Genomic DNA, 20,683 nt, shown 5'->3' with positions numbered 1-20,683 from the left:
TCTCTGCTTACATCATCATTGCGTTGGAAGCGTAGATAATCCATACGGACAACGCAACAACCATCACAATAATCACAGCAGCAAAAATGAATGAATAAGTATCCAACTTACCTTGCTCAGAGAAGTTCAAATGAAGGAAATACTTCAAGTGAACAAAAATCTGCACAATAGCTAACAATACGATTGCTATATAAGTTGGCCCCTTATCGAACGCTTCTGTCATTACCATCCAGAACGGGATACCAGTCAAAATCACTGACCAAATAAATCCTGTTAGGTATGACTTTACGCTACCGTGTGAATTCGCTTCAGAAGAATGATCGCTCATTAGATCGCTCCCATCAGATAAACAACGGTGAAAACACAAATCCAGACAACGTCTAGGAAGTGCCAGAACAAGCTTAAGCAGCTTAAGCGAGTCACAGTACGGCTACCAAAACCAGATACTATCAACTCAATCATCAGGATAGCCATCCAGATCAAACCTGCAGTTACGTGTAAGCCGTGAGTACCCACAAGGGCAAAGAAGGCAGACAAGAACGCACTGGTTTGAGGACCATTACCGTTAACGATTAGGTGATGGAATTCGTAGACTTCCATACCAATGAACACAGCACCCAAAAGGAACGTAACAGACAACCAAGAAAGGGTGCCTTTTTTGTCTTTTTTATGTGCACAGATCATTGCAAAACCGTAAGTGATACTTGAAAGAAGTAGCGCTGCGGTTTCAACTAAAACGAAATCCAATTCGAAAATATCTTTACCAGATACACCACCAGCTGTGTTCATAAAGAGCACAGCGTAGGTAGCGAAGACGGATGCGAATAACAAACAGTCCGTCATTAGGTATAACCAGAAACCAAACACGTTATGCGGTGCTGGATCGTGGTCGTGATGCTCGTCGTGAGCGTCATGCGTATTCATATGTGTAGTACTCATGATTACCCCTTAGCCACGTTATCAAGATGCGCATTTTCTATGCGAGCTACTTCATCAGGCTGAACATAGTAATCAACATCTTTGGTGTAAGCGCGAAGTACAAGGAATACGAACCCGCCGAACAAACCAAGAGCAGCTAACCACCAAATGTGCCAGATCAATGCAAAGCCCATCAACGTGATACAACCAGAGATCAACATACCGGAAGCTGTGTTCTTAGGCATATGAATCGCTTCATATTTCTCATGACGAACGTAAGCTTCACCTTTCTCTTTCATATCGGTAAACGCATCGATATCAGAAACAGTTGGGATGTTTGCAAAGTTGTAATACTGCGGAGGAGAAGCCGTAGACCACTCAAGCGTATGACCATTCCATGGATCACCAGTAGTGTCCAAATTTTGTTTACGGTCACGGAAGCTGACATATAGCTGTAGCAACTGGCAGATAATACCGGCCATGATGATGAATGCACCCACCAAAGCGATATACAACCAAATGTTCCAATCAGGATTATCAGTGTGGTTTAGACGACGAGTCATGCCCAAGAAGCCTAGAACGTACAAAGGCATAAAGGCCATGAAGAAACCAACTAACCAACACCAGAATGCCGCTTTACCCAACTTAACGTTAAGGTGGAAGCCCATCACTTTCGGGAACCAGAAAACAAAACCAGCTAGATAGCCAAATACCGCACCACCAATGATGGTGTTATGGAAGTGAGCAATCAAGAACAAGCTGTTATGCAATACATAGTCAGCACCAGGTACTGCAAGTAGTACACCAGTCATACCGCCGATAGTGAAAGTCACCATGAAACCAAGTGTCCAAAGAACCGGCACAGTCACACGAAGGCGACCACGGTACATAGTGAACAACCAGTTAAACAGTTTCACACCCGTCGGTACCGCGATGATCATTGTCATCACACCAAAGAAGGCATTAACGTTCGCGCTTGAACCCATAGTAAAGAAATGGTGAAGCCATACGATGAAACCAAGAATGGAAATCGATGCTGTCGCCCAAACCATAGATTTGTAGCCGAACAAGCGCTTACCAGTAAAGGTAGACACAACTTCAGAGAAGATACCAAATGCTGGAAGCACAAGGATGTACACCTCAGGGTGACCCCACGCCCAGAACAAGTTGATATACATCATTGAGTTACCGCCGCCATCATTCGTGAAGAAGTGGAAGTCTAAGTAACGGTCAAGTGTCAACATTGCTAGTACAGCAGTCAAAATTGGGAATGATGCAGCGATCAAGATGTTGGCCCAAGTACAGGTCCAAGTGAAGATCGGCATATCCATCAATTTCATGCCAGGAGCACGCATTTTAAACACTGTTGCCAAGAAGTTAACAGCAGTTAAAGTCGTACCTATCCCGGATATCTGCAGCGCCCAGATGTAGTAATCAACCCCAACATCCGGACTGAACTCCAAGCCTGCCAATGGAGGATAAGCCACCCAACCAGTCTTAGCAAATTCACCTACGAATAGGGAGATGTTGATTAGAATCGCACCACCAGCCGTTAGCCAGAAGCTAAGGTTGTTTAGGAACGGGAACGCAACGTCACGAGCACCAATCTGTAAAGGAACAACGATGTTCATCAGACCAATCATGAATGGCATCGCCATAAAGATGATCATGATAACGCCGTGAGCCGTGAAGACTTGGTCATAGTGATGAGGTGGTAGATAACCTGGATCACCATTTGTCGCTAACGCTAATTGCAGACGCATCATGATGGCGTCCGAGAAACCACGGAGCAGCATGATAAGTGCAAGTACGATGTACATTACACCAAGACGTTTATGGTCTATCGATGTTAGCCAATCTCTCCAAAGAATACCAAGCAAGTTGTACTTGATAAGCAAGAAAGCAAGAGCCAATGCGCCGATTGCAATAACACTAAATGTTACAATCAGAATTGGCTCATGAAATGGAATCGCATCTAAAGATAATTTACCTAGAATAGACATTATTTATCTGCCTCCATGTGCATCTCGTGAGATGAGTTCTCAGACGACTCATGGTTCATTTCCATTTCGCCGTGATTCATCTCGCCATGATTCATTTCACCATGGTTTGAATTGCCTTGGATCATATTCGAATCAAATGTTGTGCCTTTAAGCAGCTCAACTTTGCCGTGGTCTTTCATGAATTTCATAACGTTATCATTAAAGATTCCAGGCTTAATAGAACCGTAATACTGAACAGGCGTTGCTTCATGCACAGGAGCATGCAAATCATATTCAGCAAGCTTGTCGTATGAAGCTTGATCCAATATGCCATTGTTGGTTGATCCAGCAATAGACTCCGCTTTCACACCTGCAACCCAAGCATCAAAATCGGCTTGCGTTTCTGTAGCGATCGCTTTGAACTTCATATTGGTAAAGCCAGGTCCACTGTAGTTCGCAGAGTAACCATCAAATGTACCAGGTTCATTCGCGATCAAGTGAAGCTTAGTCACCATGCCTGCCATTGAGTAAATTTGGCTACCCAATTGAGGAATGAAGAACGAGTTCATCGTGCCTTCAGATGAAATTTGGAAAGCAACAGGAACGTTTTCAGGAAATCTCAATTCGTTCACAGATGCGATGCCAAGATCCGGATAAATAAACAACCATTTCCAGTTCATCGAAACGACCTGAACATTGATATGATCTTTATCGGATTTCAAAGGCTTGTAAGGATCCAGTGCGTGAGTTGATTTCCAAGTAATCACGCCAAGAATAATGACGATAATGACTGGGATAGCCCAAACAACTGTTTCTATTTTTGTGGAGTGTGACCATTTTGGCTCGTAAATCTCGTCACGACCTTCACGGTATTTCCAAGCGAAATACAGTGTCATGAAGATGACAGGAATTACAACAACCAGCATCAACAAAGTAGCAACAATAATTAGTTGCTTCTCTTCAATACCAACTTGCCCTTTAGGATCGAGCACACCACCCTGACAACCGGCGAGCAAGCCCACCATTAGCGCCAAAGCGACTTTACTTAGGATACGAGTTAACAAGAGAATCATCCTCTAACCCCGAGGTTCACAAAACTGCCACTTGAACATCAAGCAACAGAACGAAAATCCGGCAAATGCCGGGTATTTCAGTAAAGATCACCGCACTGTAAAAACAGTGTAAAAATCATTACTGCATTAATGACATTAACGCAGTAATGATTCTTTTGGATCACCTAAATCTGAAAAAGGGAGCTCCACAACTCATCATGCATCGCGCCTCAGCACGACTAGCTTGCTCATTAGGAGCAAACACATGAAACAAAGAGAAGGCCAGTTTCTGGCGAGCAGGGTTGATATTGGTCATAACGGACCAATAACTAACCAATAATAGGGTGGTAAAAACGACGCTAAGAAGTAGCCCCGCTTTAATAATAGGGTCGATACTGATAACACTTAGGCTATCAACAGAGGAAAGAATGGTAATAAGTACAAAAAAACTAACAAACAAGCAAGACACAGCAACAGCAACGCGTAAGGTTTCCGCCAAGACGCTGGATATAGAATGCATGCAATGACGCAAAATGTCTTGAAAATTGTTCAATTTATTCATCCGATTCATAAAAACAAAAGTGAAAATACCGTTTTTACTCGCTTCATACAAATTTACGTGGGCGAAATATAGCAAAATTTAAGCAACCACACAAAGCGTAGTTTAGCCTTTGTTCCTCTTTGCTTCACTGTCTTTTTATAAAAATTCACATTCTAAGTGTAAGGAAATCCCTAATATTTACCCTTCACCCCAAGAGTAACGCCCTTATAAGACGATTTCCTTACAGTATGTAAATCTTACTTTACTCCAGTTTTTTCACAAACCAATGCTTCAATGCGACAATAATATGCACCATTGTTTCTTCACTAGGCCCACTAAAACCTAATAAAAAGCCAAATTGGCTTTTCTCGCCCAGGTTATTTGCATAATGCGCGGACAAGGGAGAAAGGCATACTCCATCGCTATCAATAAGCTCTTGAGCAATCTGTTGATCTAGAGCGACATTCACTTCCATAGTAAAAAGGCAATCTGGTTTTAATGCTATCAATACATGCATTCCACCACGAGGCTTTTTCCAGTCAAACCAAGGAGCCAAATGCTGCTCTAATAACGCCAATAAAAAGTCTCGCTTGAGCCGATAATGCCGACGCATTCGATTCACATGACGATCAAAATGACCTTGAAGCATAAAATCTGCCACGACAGGCTGTATTGGCAAGGATGCAGATGACCCCAACACTCGCTGACTTTTTTGTAATGTCGCAATATGCTTCATCGGCGCGACGATAAAGCCAAGCCGTAAACCACGAAACAATACCTTAGAAAAACTCCCTACAAAGAAAACTCGGTCCCGGGTTTGATCGTGCACGCTCGCCGTTTGCATAAAAGGCACATTGCTTCGCCCCTGATAAACAAACTCGTTGTCGTAATCGTCTTCCACCAACCACCAGCTTGGTGAATCATTCTGCAACGCTTGCAGCCATTGTTGTCGTCGCGCTGCACTAATGCTAACACCAAGCGGGTATTGTCGGTTAGGTGTTATAATCGCCACATTTGAAGCATGTTCACTATTTGGTAAACAAGGTCCGTCCTCGTCAACGCAAAGTCCACCAGCTTTGGCATAAGAAGGAATTACTTCACGAATTGGCGGATAAGTAGGTTCTTCTAACCACCATTTCATTGGCGAATATTCGGAATCACCTATGGAAGTGATTGCATGCTGCAATAAAAGCAGCGAATCCCGACTGCCAGCCGTAACAATAATTTGTTCGGCTGAGCATTCAAGACCACGAACACGATATAAATAGTCGACTATTGCCACTTTTAAATTGGGATAGCCTGCGTCATATCCCCCCTCCAACACAGCCAAATCAGGATTAAGCCAACTACGTCGCATACTTGCCGCCCATTTCTTGGTAGGAAAAGCAGACGCATCAGCACCGGCATCAAACGCCCACTTTGGAAGCGTTTCATTGTGAGATAGAAAGTCCGAACTAGGTTTTTTCGTCGAGCGATGGCTCACCATAGGCAAAGCAGCAACAAAAACACCACGCTTTTCTTCGCTAGTTAAAATACCTTCGGCAATTAACTGATCATAAGCCCGCGACGTGGTACTTCGAGAAACACCCAATGAGCCAGCCAAAAAACGTGAGGAGGGTAATTTGTCGCCAACTGATAATTCACCCGACACAATGCCTTGTTGAATTTGATCAATCAATTGTTGGTAATAAGGTTCACCGTCCTCTAAAGAGAAACGTAAACTAGTAATTGTGTGCTTCACATCTGGCCTGCTTTTTTATATTGATTCTGGCTATTTTTATAAAAGCCAGATTTTCTTAAAGTCTTGTTATAGCCAACACCTCAACAAGACTCAAGGGAAGAATGCATGAGCCAGTCACTCGCAGAAACAGTATTAAGCAAAGTAAAAAGAGGGCCGAACCGCGCGTCCTACGACAAAGACCTAGCTCTAGAGATTATTGATGCAGCATTAATGTGCCATGTAGGACAAACTAAAGATGGCCAAGTCTTCGTTACACCAACGTGCCATTGGCGTGACGGCGACTATTTGTATTGGCATGGGCATTCTAAGGCGCGCAACATCAAAAGTCCCATTGATGCAGCTGAAAAGGTCTGCATTAATATATCGCAGCTAGATGGTTTGGTAATGGCGCGCTCGGCATTTCACCATTCAGTAAATTATCGTTCCGTAACCTTATTTGGCGTACCAGAGCTGGTCGAAGACAAAGAAGAAAAAGTGCGTCAACTCAAACTTTTCCTAGATAAAGTCAGCCCAGGTCGCTGGGAAACGTTACGTCCCGTCAACGAGCAAGAAATCAAAGCAACTGGCGTCGTACGTATCAAAATAGACGAAGCCTCGGTCAAATTCCGAGCTGAGCCTCCTGTCGATGATCCAGCCGATAACGACTGGCCAGTGTGGGCGGGCGTTATGCCGTTAGAAAGACAGTGGGGGGAAGTTGAGCAAGATCCGATCCAGAACAAAGATTACCCAAAACCTACGACACCAAACGCCCAATAGTGCACCTATTACATGCACTCTTTGACCTCACGAAAATGGACTTCAGCTAAGTAAAAAATAAAAAGTTATTTATCGCTAAATCAAGGACATAACTACTTAGACAACTCGTTCCAAAAGCAAAAAACTAACAAAACCAAACCACTTTTATGCACTTTTTATGTGCGTGAAAGTGGTTTTTTTCTTGCGGTTTTCCATAAAATCGCTACCCTTGCACACTTTTTTAAGCTTCTGCGCGTTTTTTAGGGTGCCTTTTTTATCCAAAAAAGCATTCCTAACATTCAACCCACGAACAATAAAACGATAATCCTATCGAATAAAGGGAGTGCCCTACATGGCAGCCATCATAGACTTTTTAAATACTATTTTCTGGGGGTATATCCTCATCTATGGACTACTAGCCGTAGGCGTATATTTCACTTTACGTCTAGGTTTTATTCAGGTCCGTCGTTTTCCAGAATTCATCCGAACTGTTCTTAAAGCCCCACAATCGGATCGTGGCGGTATCTCTCCTTTCCAAGCACTATGTACTAGCCTCGCTTCTCGAGTAGGAACAGGCAACATGACAGGTGTTGCTGTCGCATTATATTTAGGTGGCCCAGGGGCTATTTTTTGGATGTGGGTGGTGGCAATTATCGGTATGGCAACCGCCTACGCTGAAAGCACCTTGGCTCAGCTCTACAAAATGCGCGATCAAAATGGCCAATTGCGTGGCGGCCCTGCGTTTTACATCAGTAAAGGCTTAAAAGCACCTTGGGCTGGTGCGGTATTTTCGCTTGCGCTTATCTTGGCGTTTGGTTTGGTATTCAATGCGGTGCAAGCCAACTCGATTGCAGGCGCAATGGAAGGCGCGTTTGGTATCGACACCAGTGTGACTGGCATCGTGATCATGCTGCTAGCAGCAATTGTTATCTTCGGTGGTATCAAGAAAATCGCACGTTTTGCTGAAATCGTTGTGCCATTCATGGCCGTTTTATATCTATTGCTAGCTTTGTATGTGATCTTCGCCAATATCTCTGACGTACCAGCGGCATTCGCGTTAATCTTTAAGAGCGCATTTGGTATCGAGCAAGCTGCAGGCGGCGTTTTAGGTGCCATGCTAAACGGTGTAAAACGTGGTTTGTTTTCCAACGAAGCGGGTATGGGTTCTGCGCCAAATATTGCAGCGGTTGCTACGCCAAACCCTCATCACCCAGCATCCCAAGGCATGGTTCAATCATTAGGTGTTTTCATTGATACACTGCTGATTTGTACTGCAACGGCCTTGATGATTCTATTATCTGGTGCATTGGGTAACGGTCAAACAGGCATTGCCTTAACACAAACGGCGCTAACGACTCACATTGGTAGTGCAGGTCATTACTTTGTTGCTATTGCGATTTTCTTCTTCGCTTTCACTTCCATTATCGGTAACTACAGTTATGCAGAAAATGCGCTAACTTACCTAAAATGGGCGAATAAACCAGGGATTTTCATTCTACGCATCTTGGCGCTTGGCATGATCCCTTGGGGCGCTTATGAAAGTGTGGCGATGGTATTCAATGCGGCTGATGCAGCGATGGGTCTAATGGCAACTATTAACCTGATTGCGATCATGATGTTATCTGGTTTGGTAGTGAAATTAACCAAAGACTATTTCACGCAATTAAAAACCCACACGCCAGTGTTCAATTCAGACGATTACCCAGAAGTTCGTGACGATATCGACCTTAGTGTTTGGGATGAAAAACCCAGTAAATAAACGACGAACACAACGTTAGTGATGTTAAAAACACAAAACCCGCTGCGCAGCGGGTTTTTCATTTCTAATACAGTTTAGTAACAATAGGCTAAATTTTTGCGGCAATCTTATGCGCTAAACCATGTAAGAATGGCCCTGCGATAAAAGAAATAATACCCGCAGCAGGCCAAGCCAATACCCAAGCTCCCATCCAGAAAGAGACGAAATTTGGATGTAACCCAATATTCAGATACGTAATCCATGCGGACATCAACAACGACAAGGTAAACGACATTAATACGGCAAAAATAATTCTGTGTTTCATGTTTCTCTCCTAATGAACTTACCGTCTTCTCTATAAATAGAGTGCCCCAGACGAAAAGTAAGTAAACGACTCAAACTCTGAATACATACTAGCAAACAACAATATTTGTAAATATACTGATTTTTTAAAAACAAATTTACGAAAATGCAAAATGCTTGATGATCTAAAGATTTTTATTACTGCTGCCAATAAAAATAGTCTGACTGCCGCCGCTCAACATCTTGATATGACTATCGCTACGGTATCTCGCCGTATCAGTGCCCTTGAGCAAAAACTTGGCTGTGAGTTACTACATCGTTCAACAAAAGGACTAACACTCACACCAGTGGGAGAAAGCTACTATCGCGAATGCGCGGAATTCATCGATGCGTTAGATCAGCGAATTTCCAACCTAGACCAAACCCTAAACAGTCTAAAAGGTGATTTGAAAGTACTTGCTCCGGTAAATTTGGGCAGTGGACCTCTAGACGCATTTTGGCAAGATTTTGTTCAACTGTATCCAGACATCGAACTAAACATAGAACTGAGCAACACACTGCAAGACATCAGAGACACCCGCGCCGACATCGCCTTGCGCTCGGGGAATCAACCCAGCTCATCATTGATTCAAAAGAAACTAGGTCACATTGAGCCTATTCTAGTCGCATCACCTAACATGGCATTCCCACTGCCTAAAACGATAGAAGACTTACAACATGCGCCGAGCATTGCGTCCAACATGTTTGCCGATTGGTTACTGATTAATAATCAAGAAGATCGGCGCCCGTTAAACAAAGAGCACCGGCATATTAGTAATGACATGACAATCACACTCAACCTAGCGAAAGCGGGCGCTGGAATTGCCTTAATGCCCATGAGCATGGTGCATGGCGCCCTTGAAACTGGTGAACTTATTCGGGTATTGCCTGAATGGCGCGGTCAAAGTAGAGAGATTTTTTTAGTCTGGCCTTATCGACGCAGCTTGTCGGCCAGAGCCAAACTATTAAAAGATGAACTGACTAAATTCCTTCACCAACAAACTTGGTTTCACCCAAGCCCTTAACCTCAAAAGCAAGAGTCTAAAAGGGAAAATTTGGTTACACTAACGCTCGAATAACGACAGACCAGCTCTAAACAAGGATCAACATGGAAAACTTATTCTGGTGGCAATACGCCTTAATTGGCGCCATTTTTATATGGAGCGGCTTTGTTCGCAGTGGCTTAGGATTTGGCGGCGCAGTACTGGCTTTGCCATTCTTATTATTGGTAGAAAACGATCCGCTGTTATTTTTGCCAATTATTTCCATTCACCTTTTAGTATTTTCTAGCTGGATTGCATGGCAAGGATCAAAAACGACAAAACAACAAGCTAAGCTCGCCACAGAGCGGGGCGAAGCACCACAAGAAGCGCAGGGCAATATTGCCTGGGGTTATTTAAAGAAAGCGCTTGGCATCATGATAGTGCCGAAACTGATCGGCGTATTTGGTTTATTAACCTTACCCGGCAACATAGTCACTGGCGTGATATTCGTCATCGTCGCCATTTTTGCCGTGTCTTACATATTGAATAAGCCGTTTTATACCAACAACAAATTCCTCGACACCATCTTTCTTATGCTTGGCGGCTACGTCAGTGGCACTTCCTTAATCGGCGCACCGCTTATCGTCTCCGTCTTCGCCACCAAAGTACCGCGCCATCAACTGCGCGATACCTTATTCGTACTTTGGTTTATTCTGGTGATGATCAAAATGGTGTCCTTCCTCATCGCTGGCATCGATTTACAACTCATTCATCAACTTTGGTTACTACCTTGCGCCTTGATTGGTCACGTCTTCGGACAAAAACTACACAACCGCATTCAAAAAGCTGAAACACCCGTCTTCTTTCAATTCGTCGGCTGGGCACTACTCATCGTCTGCGGATTTGGCTTGTACTCGACCTTCATGCTTTAAGGTTATTGGCTTTGCTTTGTCACACATAGTTAGCTCAATCAATCGCAGTTAGCTCAGTCACCAGATCAACTCTCGCTCCGGCGCTAAAGCGCAAACATCCGAGAGATGTTGATCTGGTGACATTCGCTAAATGAACAATAGTGTCGACATGGCATGTTCAAGCCGTTCAAGCCGTTCAAGCCGTTCAAGCCGTTCAAGCCGTTCAAGCCGTTCAAGCCGTTCAAGCCGTTCAAGAGGACGTTTTGCGCTGACGACGTCAGTGACGCAAGCAAAACGTCCTCTTGATAAGTGCGGCTGAGCGGCTAACTAGGCGGGTGAGGACTCAGACAATTGATCAACCAAGTAAACGATAGATTGATACTCGATGCCGCTGTGTTCCGATAGGCCAATCTCGCAAGTACGGCTGTTGGAGTAGCCCACTTCGCAGCCTTCTACGGCTTTGGCGAGGGTTTTCAAGGCGCTGGCGTTGAGCTCGGGGGTAGAGAAGCCTTTGTCGCCAGCAAAGCCACAGCAGGTAATGTCTGGCGGAATCACGACTTCATCGGCGAGTTGATGGGCCAGTTGTACGAAGCTGTCGGCGAGTCCCATACGGGTTGTGCTACAAGTCACATGCAGCGCGATTTTGCCGAGCTTATCTTTCACCGTTAGATTTGGCATCACATGAGTCGAGACAAAGCCCACTTGTTCATGCAGCTCTAAGCAAGGATCAAGGCTTTCTTGCATTCGCAGTAAACAAGGACTCACATCGCAAACGATAGGTATTCTGCCGTTATCACTGGCTTCGAGTAGTAAACTATTGAGATCGTTAGATTTTTGGTTGGCAGCTTCGAACTGACCTTTGGATTGGAACGCCATGCCACAGCATTGGCTATCGATATTATTAGGTACAGTGACTTTATAGCCTGCTTTTTGCAATACAGAGAACATCACTTCCATGACGGAGCGTTTATCTTCTACATTCGGCCCAGCCCCCATGACGCGAGTCGCGCAGCTAGGGAAGTAAATGACTTCTTTCTGCCTGTCATCCACTTGCATCTCATTACTTTGAATATCATTACATTGAATGACAGGAATAGATTTCAAAGACGACGCGGCGTTAGGCATTTGTTTATGCCACTTCGGCACTGCGCCGTTAGATACCTTATTCATCATTGAAGTAACCGTCGTCATGCCTGAATCACCAATAATACGACGTGCGCCGCTGGCAAGGTTGAGGCCGAATTTTGCGGTTTTGGTTACGCCGTTAAAATGATCAGCAATCCAATAACCGACTTTGCTATCTGGATGACGATCGTAGCGAAGTTCGCGGGTTAAATCACCCGTATTGATACCAACCGGACACTGCATCGAGCACAAACCACAACCAGCGCAGGTATCAACGCCTTGATAATCATAGTCTTTTTTCAATTCCGCTAAACGTTTCGGATCTGTACCCATTGCAGTCAGTCGCTGAATCTCACGCCAAATCACTATGCGTTGGCGAGGCGTTAACGTAATAGATTTTGATGGACAAGACGATTCACAGAAACCACATTCAATACAGGTATCAACTTTGTCATTGGCTTTCGGCAAAGGCTTGAGGTTCTGTACATGTAAATTGGCATTGTGCGACAAAATTACATCTGGGTTCAGCAAGCTTTGCGGGTCAAACGCGCGTTTGATTTCCCACATAATGTCGTAGGCTTCTTTGCCCCATTCCAATTCCACATAAGGCGCCATGTTGCGACCTGTGCCGTGTTCCGCTTTCAACGAGCCCTTGTATTTCACCGCGACTAATTGCGCCACTTCGTCCATCAATTGTTCGTAGCGTTTCACTTCCTTCGGATCATCAAAACCTTGGGTAAACACGAAATGCAAATTGCCTTCTAAAGCGTGGCCGAACAGAATTGCCTCACTGTAACCGTGTTTTTGAAACACGCCTTGCAGCTCCAAAACGCCTTCAGCAAGTTTTTCAATGGGGAAGGCCACGTCTTCAATGATGACTGTCGTACCCACAGAGCGAACCGCGCCAACAGCGGGGAACAAGCCTTTGCGAATCTTCCAATAAGAGTCGTAAATAACCTTGTCTTGAGTAAATTCGATTGGATTGAGTGTGGCTTGACCGCTTAACGCCTGTTTCACCAAGACCAAATTCGCTTCTAACTCTTCGGCATCGGCAGCCCGTACATCGACCAATAAACCCGCCGCTTGCGAGCCAAGAGTAGACAAAATGTCCGGCATACCCGGTTTGCCTTCCACCGCACACAAGCCAGCACGATCAATCAACTCCACCGCAGAAACCGGTGAGCTTTTTAACGCCGTCACCGCTCGACAGGTGACTTCCATATCCTCAAAGAAGATCATCGCGGCGGCTTTAATGGGGTGATCCACCACGGTTTCGTAGGTCACTTCGCTGATAAAGCCCAAAGTCCCTTCAGAGCCGATCATCAGATGCAGCAAGATATCAAAGGGGTCTTGAAAGTCCGTTAAACTGTTTAAACTGTATCCTGTAGTATTTTTTAAACGATATTTGTGTCTAATTTTGTCGGCTAATTCGCTATTGGCTTGCACGCTTTTAGACAAACGAACCAGCGTATCGAGCAAGTCAGCATTGCGATTTCTAAAGGCTAAACGACTTGCTCCATCAGCCGTATCCAATAGGGAACCATCGGCAAAAATCAAGCGGGCACTTTGAATGGTGTGATAGCTGTTCTGTGCCGTGCCGCAACACATACCACTGGCGTTGTTCGCCGCAATACCGCCAATCATACAAGCATTAATGGACGCAGGATCTGGGCCGATTTTACGCTGGAAGGGCGCTAGCAGCTGATTGGCGCATGCACCAATAATGCCTGGCTGGAGGGAAATAGAACGACCATGGTCATGCAGTCGATGACCTTTCCAGTTATCGGACAATTGCATCAAAATAGAATCCGTTACCGCCTGCCCAGACAAACTCGTGCCCGCCGCGCGGAAGGTCACCGGTAAATTGCGTTTTCTGGCTTCTTTCAGCACCAATTGCACTTCCGCTTCATTGTCGACTCGCACTACCAATTGCGGAATCATGCGATAAAAGCTGGCATCTGTACCATAGGCCAAAGTACGAAGTGGATCTCGGATCAATCGCGTCTCATCAATCGCGCCATTTTTCGCGTCTTTTAAGGCGAAGTATAAATCGCGGTATTGAGCCGCTTTGGATGCCAGTGAGTCGGTAGAAGTCGGGGCAGTGTTCATCAGAGATTCCACGGCGGTAGCCTTTTTTATTGTTAGAGAGTATGAGTGTTGAAAATTAGACTAGACAAATTGGTCATACCAATTCACCTTTTAAATATAAGGCACATTAAGAAGCTAACCAAACTTTGTCAACCGATAGTTTAGTCGATATTTCGTGAATTTTAGCAGCAAGATTAATTGGTTTTACCACTTTTTAACTTATGCACAACTATCACCAAAGCCATCTTTAAAGAATACATTTTTAGGAAACGTCATGGAATCCAATCACTTTGGGCGAGTTAAACAGCCGAAAATCTCCGACATCATCATGAAAGAGCTCGAAAGCATGATTTTAGAAGGCAGTTTTACTGCAGGGCAAAAACTGCCGCCAGAAAGGGAATTGGCAGCGCGCTTTGGCGTGTCTCGCCCTTCGTTGCGGGAAGCCATTCAAAAATTAATCGCGCGCGGCGTGTTATTCAGTCGTCATGGTGGCGGTACCTATGTGTCGGAGCAACTCGGCAGCTCCTTTGCCGATCCACTGCAAGATCTGCTCAGTTCCCATGATGAATTTTTATACGATCAGTTGGAGTTTCGCGATGCGTTAGAAAGTCTTGCTGCTTATTACGCCGCGTTGCGCAGCACCGATGCAGACAAAACCAAGCTCACTCACTGTTTTCATCAACTGGTGGAAGCCAACCAAAATAAAGCCTTCGCCTTGGAAACAAAGCTCGATGTGGAATTTCATATGATCATCGCGGAAGCTGCGCACAATGTGGTCTTGCTACACACACTTCGCGGCCTGCACGCCATGTTGGCGAAGAGCATTTCGAGCAACTTGAGAAATTTATTCGAAAAACCCGCAGCACGCCAACGTGTGATGGAGCAACATGCGAATCTATATCAAGCCATTATGGATGGCGACGCCGAAGCCGCTCGCACGGCGGCGCATACACATTTAGTTTTCGTGGAAGATAATTTATTGAAAATGCGCCAAGAGGAAACAAGAATCCAGCGCTCACTACGCAGAAACGAGCACCAGAGTCCGCTTTGAACAATCTTGGAATATTCCAGTGATCATTATTTTTCTTTACTCTCCAAATCAGTGCTGTCCAGATCTGTAATGTCCAAAGCATCACTCAATGCGGCTTTCATCACCTCAATGGTAGGCGCTTTTCCTGTCCAGTATTCAAAGGCGATTGCTCCTTGTTGAACAAGCATGCCCAAGCCATTGACCGTCGTGCAGCCTTTAGTTTTCGCAGTTTGAATCAATCGAGTTTCAGGTGGATTGAAAATCCCATCTGCAACTACCATGCTAGATTTAATCGAATCTGTGTCTATATCTAGCTTCGCATCCACATTCGGGAACAAACCAATAGAAGTCACATTGATCACTAAATCCGTCTCGGCAGGAATCTGATATTGCTTTGTCCAAGCGTGGTACTCCGCGCCAGCAGACGTGTTATCGGCAACCAGTTTGGCAAGCTCTTCACCGCGTTCTTGATTGCGATTCACAATGATTATGTGCACCACATCCGCCAAGGCCAGTTCAACAGCAACCGCTCGTGCCGCGCCCCCTGCGCCAAACAAAACAACACGCTTATTAGTAAGCTCTAAGCTGGATTTAACGGATTCGACAAAACCACGACCATCGGTATTTTCACCAATCAACTTGCCATCACGATTCACCACGGTATTGACTGCACCAATGATTCGAGCCGACTCGCCTAAGTCATCAAGGTGAGAAATAACTGATACTTTATGAGGAATTGAGCAGTTAAAACCGCGCCAGTTCATGGCTTTCGCACCTAACACGGCGTTTTTAAGATCATCAGGTTGAATTTCGCAATTGATGTAACGCCAATCCAGACCTAAATCTCGATACGCAGCTTCCATCATTACGCCAGTAGGATTTTCTAGCGCTGGCGTGGCAAAAGAACCGGTTAACTCGCTTAAGAAATGCTTCGACATATTGAATTCTCTCCATGTTTGGTGGCTTTAAAAAAGAACACGTCATTCATGGTAACAAACCCAATCGCCAGAAAAATTTCAATTGTTAACAGAAGTCTTTACACAAAGTAATAGGCGTTATGAATTCGCAAACCAAACACCTTTTTTCATATTTTGCAGATAGCACCAATATAAAGTGATGGCTCTCGCAATAAACAACATGGCTTGGCTCAGCCATAAACCATGGTTGCCAAGATCTTGAGTGATAAACCAAACGGGGAAGAACACGCCGACCACGCAAATAATCATGGTGTTTTGCATTTGTTTTACGCTGGTTGTGCCAATGAAAACACCATCCAACATAAAAGACCAAATACCCAACAGAGGGAAAAAGATGAGCCAAGGTAGGTACAGAGCAGCATCGTCTCGAACACTTTGCACACTGGTCAGTAACGCTATGATTTGATTACCAAAAAGCCAAAATATCAGCATCAAAATACAAGCGGCGAACAGCGCCCAATAAGTCGAAAGCTGAATCACCTTTTTAAAATTGGCTTTGTCTTTGCGGCCGTAGTATTCGCCACACAAAGCTTCCACCGAAAAAGCAAAACCATCCAAGGCGTTAGAAATAATCATCAAGAAAGTTAGCAACACAGCGTTGGCAGCAAGAATAGAATCACCTTGGCGCGCGCCTTGAGCGGTAAAAAACAACATAACCAATAGCAAAAGAATCGTACGCACAAACAGATAGCGATTCACTTTGACCAAAGCCATGTATTCACGCCATTTTGCCAACACGCTTAACGGCACATGACCAGAGAAACCTTTCAATTTATGCCAAGCCAAAACACCGGCGACAGTCACGCCAATATAATGAGCAAACACGGTCGCCCACGCCACACCATCACTCGCCATACCCAAACCATAAACCGCAAAATAATCCAGAATCATATTGGCGACATTGATCACCAACAGCATCCACAGCGGCCCTTTGGAATATTGCACGCCAAAGAACCAACCCATTAAGGCATAACCTGCTAACACAGCTGGCGCACTGAAAATCCGCGCTTCACAATACAAACGCGCCCAAGGTTCCACTTCAGCACTTGGCTCCATCAGAGTGATCGCCAAATCGATCAAAGGGGCCCGGAATAGAATCAGCATTAGCCCGATAAATACGCCCATCAAAATCGATTGCAAAAGCAGTTCACGAACCCGTCTTTCGTCGCCTTGCCCAAGCGCTTGTGCAGTCAATCCGGTTGAGCCCATGCGCAAAAAACCAAACGCCCAAAACAGAAAGCTAAAAATGCTCGCGCCAATCGCCACAGCGGCAAGATGTGTTGCCGTTCCCAAGTGCCCAACTACAGCGGTATCGACTAAACCCAGTAAAGGAGTGGTGATATTTGAAATCATCGGCGGCCACGCCATGCGCCAAATTTTTCGATTTAATACAGTATTTGCACGATACGAGCAAAAAATAGAACTGGGGGATAACTTTGACACGCGGGTCTCACTTGTGGATAAAAATCAATCAAAATCAGAAAACCGGAACTCGCTGATCTGTGGAAAATAATAGCAGTTATTCACAATCTGGGGCAGTTCTTAATGGTTTTGTGCAATAATTACTCAGAAAAGGGCGGTAATCAGGCATGGTTCTCATTTGGCTCCCACTTACCCACAAAAATAGACGCCATATATTCGATAAAATTCAATGTTCCTAATATTGGATAAGTGATGCTTTTTTCCACAATCGTGCTCACATCGTCGCGGAAATTTGCTAGACTCGCATTTATTTTTTATCGTTCGGAGAACTTTTATGCCCAAGAAACTCAAACCCTTTATCGAAGGTTTAGCTGTCGGGTGTGTATTCATCAGTATCACTATGCTGTTTCAAATTCCGCTTTACATGAGTTTCATTATTGGCGCGTTGGCGGCACTGGGCGGCTATCGCAACTCCATCAAAATGGACAAAGCGAAAGAAGCTAAAAAGAAAGGGCAAAATTCAAAGGAGTAGTCATTAGTTATCCATATTGAGGAACGATGATATATATTTATAAAGAGTTATTTCATAAAGAATCAGTCTAACATTTTACCTTTTTTAAACTAAGGAAAGAATTATGGGTATAAATATTGTAGAACAAACATTTCAGTCTCACCAGTTGATGCAGCTGGCAAATGAAGCAGCTCTTTTTTTAGGTGCTACACCTAAACATAAATTACCTTTAAGCAACCAATTCAATGGCTCAGGTGTTTATGCTTTATACTATAATGGTAACGATCCTAAATATTTAGCAACAAGAAATAAACCTATATATATAGGAAAAGCAGTACCTACAGGCTCAAGAACAGGTTCGTTTGTGGCTCGTGAAGAGCCAAAACTAAAAACGAGGCTTAATGAACATACCAGAAGTATTCAACAAGCATCTAATCTAAAAATTAATGATTTTGAATGCCAGTTTATGCTTATACCATTAGAGATGAGTGCTATTATTTCAGTTGTTGAATCAATTCTTATAAACAAATATCAACCTATTTGGAATACTAAAATTGATGGTTTTGGTAATCATGATCCAGGAAAAGGTCGTTACGAGCAAGCCAAGTCAGAATGGGATAAAGCCCATCCAGGAAGAGCATGGGCCGAAAAATTACGAAAATAATTTTTTATAAGTAAAAAACATGCTAACTATAAGTTATAGATATTTCATAATATCTATAACTTATATAAAATATATTTCCTTTCCTCTTTCCTCTATTTTTATTACAATATAAATATATCTAATATATACACATTTATACAAGGTTAGCATGAATTCAATAGAGATTTTTTCTGGGGCTGGCGGTCTGGCCTTAGGCTTAAAGAAAAGTGGGTTTGAACATAAAGCAATTATTGAAATAAATAAAGATGCCTGTAAAACAATTAGGTCTAACAAAATATTTCATTTTGGAAAGAACCTCTTTGAGGGTAGTATATCTGATTTTAACTTTATGACTATTTCTGAGGAAATAGATTTGCTTTCTGGTGGACCACCTTGCCAGCCTTTCTCTCTAGGGGGAAAATCCAAAGGTCGTCATGATATCAGAGATATGTTTCCTGAGGCAGTTCGTGCAATCCGTGAAAGTAAGCCTAAAGCTTTTATATTTGAAAATGTAAAAGGGTTAATGCGTGCATCTTTTAATGATTATTTCGAATATATTCTTTTACAACTTAAACACCCATCTATTAAAAGAGAAGACTCTGAAAATTGGGAAAGGCATAAAATTAAGCTATTAGAAAATGAAAAAATAAATGGAGATAACAGCTTAGAATATAATGTCATTTATAAACTAGTTAACGCTGCAGACTATGGCATCCCTCAAAAACGAGAAAGAGTTTTTTTTATAGGGTTCAGGTCTGATATAAATATTAATTGGCGATTTCCAGAACCAACACATTCAGAAGATACATTAATATGGGAGAAATGGATATCTAAAGAATATTGGTTACGTCATAAAATCCCCATTCCTCAAGTTGACGAAAAAAACAAAAGCAAAGCTGAAAAAATAAACAAGAAATACGCTTATATAAAGCCTACAAAAAAAGCATGGTTAACTGTAAGAGATACCATATCGGATTTACCTTATCCAACAGATTCACAAGTAAAAAGAGTAAATGATCATATTTTTAAAGGTGGCGCTAAAATATACCCAGGACATACAGGTAGCTATATTGATGAACCAGCTAAAGCACTAAAAGCGGGAGATCATGGAGTACCTGGAGGTGAGAATATGATTCGCTATCAGGATGGTAGCGTTAGATACTTTACAGTTAGAGAAAGTGCTCGATTCCAAACTTTTCCAGATGACTTCACCTTTGAAGGCTCTTGGGGAGAAGCTATGAGGCAGTTAGGAAATGCTGTTCCGGTAAAGCTCGCTGAAATCATTGGAAAATCTATTTTCAAATCATTATCAGAACTCAAAAATGATAGTAAAAGTCTAATTAGGCAAGATGGGGATGATATATAGAATAAAACGCAAAAACGGTACAGCTGACGTTATTGATCTTGATGTTCGTCAACTTACTGACAAGCTTAAACCTTATGCTCCCAAGGGTTTAAGTCTAATGGCACATCTGGCCATGTTACCTGTAAATAACGACAAACTCAGTGACTTATGGCCAAAGGAAGAAATTAAGTGCTCATTTTTTAAAGATTCGAAAGATACTTATCAAGATCTTAACTCCTATGGCAGCTTCCTTGTCTTAACCCAAAAAGCTTACAACATAGTTAAGGTGTCTTTAGAGAAATACGGAGAGTTTCTAGACCTTAATGTTGACGGGATTCCAATGGTGCTGTTCAACCCTCGTGTTTTCGGAAAAGAGGATATGCAGCGAAGTGAAAAAGAATACTACGATGGTGAAGAAATAGGGATAAAGCATTTAGTTTTTGATAACTCAACAGAAGATAAGTTGGTTTTTAAATCAAAATACACTGCTAGGGTTTGCATGTACTGCAATGATGAATTTAAGACCTTAGTAGAGAGCAACTCTCTTCAAGGACTCGTATTCGAGAAAAATATTAATAATATATTCTAAACTCAACTTT

At 43.3% G+C, this 20,683-nt stretch carries 19 protein-coding genes; 9 read left to right on the top strand and 10 right to left on the bottom strand.

The features are described 5' to 3' along the window. Positions 1–7 precede the first annotated feature (7 nt). The 6 genes from cyoD to pdxR all read right to left on the bottom strand — a co-directional run bounded on the left by cyoD (position 8) and on the right by pdxR (position 6,234). Complete coding sequence (cyoD, locus tag KPL72_RS01120) at positions 8–328, bottom strand: cytochrome o ubiquinol oxidase subunit IV (protein WP_219701332.1); 321 nt, start codon at positions 326–328, stop codon at positions 8–10. Beyond that, the gene (cyoC, locus tag KPL72_RS01115; protein ID WP_219701331.1) at positions 328–939 is read right to left on the bottom strand and encodes a cytochrome o ubiquinol oxidase subunit III; all 612 of its coding nucleotides are present in this window, start codon (positions 937–939) and stop codon (positions 328–330) included. Before cyoC ends, cyoD begins: the two co-directional genes overlap by 1 nt. A 2-nt stretch (positions 940–941) precedes the next feature. Next, the gene (gene cyoB, locus KPL72_RS01110) at positions 942–2,921 is read right to left on the bottom strand and encodes a cytochrome o ubiquinol oxidase subunit I (protein ID WP_219701327.1); all 1,980 of its coding nucleotides are present in this window, start codon (positions 2,919–2,921) and stop codon (positions 942–944) included. Further along, positions 2,921–3,973 (bottom strand): ubiquinol oxidase subunit II, encoded by a 1,053-nt coding sequence (cyoA, locus tag KPL72_RS01105; protein WP_219701322.1) that lies wholly within the window; start codon positions 3,971–3,973, stop codon positions 2,921–2,923. The genes cyoB and cyoA overlap by 1 nt, the downstream gene beginning before the upstream one ends. Before the next feature lie 160 nt (positions 3,974–4,133). Further along, positions 4,134–4,505: a hypothetical protein gene (locus KPL72_RS01100; RefSeq protein WP_212917148.1), complete on the bottom strand. Its 372-nt coding sequence runs from the start codon at positions 4,503–4,505 to the stop codon at positions 4,134–4,136. Between the two features lie 250 nt (positions 4,506–4,755). Then, entirely contained in the window at positions 4,756–6,234 is a 1,479-nt protein-coding gene (gene pdxR / locus KPL72_RS01095) for a MocR-like pyridoxine biosynthesis transcription factor PdxR (RefSeq protein WP_219701320.1), read from the bottom strand. Between the two features lie 105 nt (positions 6,235–6,339). Between pdxR and KPL72_RS01090 the strand changes: the two genes are divergently transcribed. Both KPL72_RS01090 and KPL72_RS01085 read left to right on the top strand, forming a co-directional pair. Then, positions 6,340–6,990: a pyridoxamine 5'-phosphate oxidase family protein gene (locus KPL72_RS01090; RefSeq protein ID WP_114410563.1), complete on the top strand. Its 651-nt coding sequence runs from the start codon at positions 6,340–6,342 to the stop codon at positions 6,988–6,990. A 331-nt stretch (positions 6,991–7,321) separates the two neighbouring features. After that, positions 7,322–8,728 carry an alanine/glycine:cation symporter family protein gene (locus KPL72_RS01085; RefSeq protein WP_072838679.1) on the top strand — a complete coding sequence of 469 codons (1,407 nt, stop codon included), beginning with the start codon at positions 7,322–7,324 and terminating at the stop codon, positions 8,726–8,728. 88 nt (positions 8,729–8,816) lie between these two features. Here KPL72_RS01085 and KPL72_RS01080 read toward each other — a convergent pair whose 3' ends face one another. After that, positions 8,817–9,032 (bottom strand): DUF2798 domain-containing protein, encoded by a 216-nt coding sequence (locus KPL72_RS01080; protein ID WP_114410562.1) that lies wholly within the window; start codon positions 9,030–9,032, stop codon positions 8,817–8,819. Positions 9,033–9,183: 151 nt separating this feature from the next. Here KPL72_RS01080 and KPL72_RS01075 point away from each other — a divergent pair, with 151 nt between their 5' ends. Continuing rightward, the gene (locus tag KPL72_RS01075) at positions 9,184–10,074 is read left to right on the top strand and encodes a LysR family transcriptional regulator (protein WP_219701317.1); all 891 of its coding nucleotides are present in this window, start codon (positions 9,184–9,186) and stop codon (positions 10,072–10,074) included. Positions 10,075–10,157: 83 nt separating this feature from the next. Further along, entirely contained in the window at positions 10,158–10,964 is an 807-nt protein-coding gene (locus KPL72_RS01070; protein ID WP_219701314.1) for a sulfite exporter TauE/SafE family protein, read from the top strand. A gap of 306 nt (positions 10,965–11,270) precedes the next feature. Here KPL72_RS01070 and KPL72_RS01065 read toward each other — a convergent pair whose 3' ends face one another. Beyond that, on the bottom strand, positions 11,271–14,177 hold the full coding sequence (locus KPL72_RS01065; RefSeq protein ID WP_219701311.1) for an FAD-binding and (Fe-S)-binding domain-containing protein: 2,907 nt from the start codon (positions 14,175–14,177) through the stop codon (positions 11,271–11,273). Positions 14,178–14,430: 253 nt separating this feature from the next. Between KPL72_RS01065 and KPL72_RS01060 the strand changes: the two genes are divergently transcribed. After that, positions 14,431–15,207 (top strand): FCD domain-containing protein, encoded by a 777-nt coding sequence (locus KPL72_RS01060; RefSeq protein WP_219701309.1) that lies wholly within the window; start codon positions 14,431–14,433, stop codon positions 15,205–15,207. Positions 15,208–15,233: 26 nt separating this feature from the next. Here KPL72_RS01060 and aroE read toward each other — a convergent pair whose 3' ends face one another. Together aroE and KPL72_RS01050 are read right to left on the bottom strand one after the other, a co-directional pair. Then, the gene (gene aroE, locus KPL72_RS01055) at positions 15,234–16,124 is read right to left on the bottom strand and encodes a shikimate dehydrogenase (RefSeq protein ID WP_219701307.1); all 891 of its coding nucleotides are present in this window, start codon (positions 16,122–16,124) and stop codon (positions 15,234–15,236) included. A 117-nt stretch (positions 16,125–16,241) separates the two neighbouring features. After that, complete coding sequence (locus KPL72_RS01050) at positions 16,242–17,531, bottom strand: MATE family efflux transporter (protein ID WP_219701799.1); 1,290 nt, start codon at positions 17,529–17,531, stop codon at positions 16,242–16,244. A gap of 388 nt (positions 17,532–17,919) precedes the next feature. On the opposite strand from KPL72_RS01050, the gene KPL72_RS01045 reads away from it, so the two are divergent. The 4 genes from KPL72_RS01045 to KPL72_RS01030 all read left to right on the top strand — a co-directional run bounded on the left by KPL72_RS01045 (position 17,920) and on the right by KPL72_RS01030 (position 20,673). Beyond that, entirely contained in the window at positions 17,920–18,117 is a 198-nt protein-coding gene (locus KPL72_RS01045) for a hypothetical protein (RefSeq protein WP_219701305.1), read from the top strand. Positions 18,118–18,220: 103 nt separating this feature from the next. Then, positions 18,221–18,760 carry an Eco29kI family restriction endonuclease gene (locus KPL72_RS01040; RefSeq protein ID WP_219701302.1) on the top strand — a complete coding sequence of 180 codons (540 nt, stop codon included), beginning with the start codon at positions 18,221–18,223 and terminating at the stop codon, positions 18,758–18,760. A gap of 148 nt (positions 18,761–18,908) precedes the next feature. Continuing rightward, positions 18,909–20,105: a DNA cytosine methyltransferase gene (locus KPL72_RS01035; protein ID WP_219701299.1), complete on the top strand. Its 1,197-nt coding sequence runs from the start codon at positions 18,909–18,911 to the stop codon at positions 20,103–20,105. Then, a complete protein-coding gene (locus KPL72_RS01030) occupies positions 20,095–20,673 on the top strand; it encodes a hypothetical protein (protein ID WP_219701296.1) in 579 nt (192 codons plus the stop codon). Before KPL72_RS01035 ends, KPL72_RS01030 begins: the two co-directional genes overlap by 11 nt. The last annotated feature ends 10 nt before the right edge of the window (positions 20,674–20,683 follow it).

This window comes from Marinomonas lutimaris (assembly GCF_019426345.1).
Taxonomy (GTDB): Bacteria; Pseudomonadota; Gammaproteobacteria; order Pseudomonadales; family Marinomonadaceae; genus Marinomonas; species Marinomonas lutimaris.
This window is presented reverse-complemented; position numbering and strand designations above follow the sequence as displayed.

What these genes read in the sequence shown, in the direction of transcription:
- cyoD (WP_219701332.1), bottom strand. Translation starts at nt 328, where the DNA reads ATGAGCGATCATTCTTCTGAAGCGAATTCACACGGTAGCGTAAAGTCA.
- cyoC (WP_219701331.1), bottom strand. Translation starts at nt 939, where the DNA reads ATGAGTACTACACATATGAATACGCATGACGCTCACGACGAGCATCAC.
- cyoB (WP_219701327.1), bottom strand. Translation starts at nt 2,921, where the DNA reads ATGTCTATTCTAGGTAAATTATCTTTAGATGCGATTCCATTTCATGAG.
- cyoA (WP_219701322.1), bottom strand. Translation starts at nt 3,973, where the DNA reads ATGATTCTCTTGTTAACTCGTATCCTAAGTAAAGTCGCTTTGGCGCTA.
- KPL72_RS01090 (WP_114410563.1), top strand. Translation starts at nt 6,340, where the DNA reads ATGAGCCAGTCACTCGCAGAAACAGTATTAAGCAAAGTAAAAAGAGGG.
- KPL72_RS01085 (WP_072838679.1), top strand. Translation starts at nt 7,322, where the DNA reads ATGGCAGCCATCATAGACTTTTTAAATACTATTTTCTGGGGGTATATC.
- KPL72_RS01080 (WP_114410562.1), bottom strand. Translation starts at nt 9,032, where the DNA reads ATGAAACACAGAATTATTTTTGCCGTATTAATGTCGTTTACCTTGTCG.
- KPL72_RS01075 (WP_219701317.1), top strand. Translation starts at nt 9,184, where the DNA reads ATGCTTGATGATCTAAAGATTTTTATTACTGCTGCCAATAAAAATAGT.
- KPL72_RS01070 (WP_219701314.1), top strand. Translation starts at nt 10,158, where the DNA reads ATGGAAAACTTATTCTGGTGGCAATACGCCTTAATTGGCGCCATTTTT.
- KPL72_RS01065 (WP_219701311.1), bottom strand. Translation starts at nt 14,177, where the DNA reads ATGAACACTGCCCCGACTTCTACCGACTCACTGGCATCCAAAGCGGCT.
- KPL72_RS01060 (WP_219701309.1), top strand. Translation starts at nt 14,431, where the DNA reads ATGGAATCCAATCACTTTGGGCGAGTTAAACAGCCGAAAATCTCCGAC.
- aroE (WP_219701307.1), bottom strand. Translation starts at nt 16,124, where the DNA reads ATGTCGAAGCATTTCTTAAGCGAGTTAACCGGTTCTTTTGCCACGCCA.
- KPL72_RS01050 (WP_219701799.1), bottom strand. Translation starts at nt 17,531, where the DNA reads ATGGCGTGGCCGCCGATGATTTCAAATATCACCACTCCTTTACTGGGT.
- KPL72_RS01045 (WP_219701305.1), top strand. Translation starts at nt 17,920, where the DNA reads ATGCCCAAGAAACTCAAACCCTTTATCGAAGGTTTAGCTGTCGGGTGT.
- KPL72_RS01040 (WP_219701302.1), top strand. Translation starts at nt 18,221, where the DNA reads ATGGGTATAAATATTGTAGAACAAACATTTCAGTCTCACCAGTTGATG.
- KPL72_RS01035 (WP_219701299.1), top strand. Translation starts at nt 18,909, where the DNA reads ATGAATTCAATAGAGATTTTTTCTGGGGCTGGCGGTCTGGCCTTAGGC.
- KPL72_RS01030 (WP_219701296.1), top strand. Translation starts at nt 20,095, where the DNA reads ATGATATATAGAATAAAACGCAAAAACGGTACAGCTGACGTTATTGAT.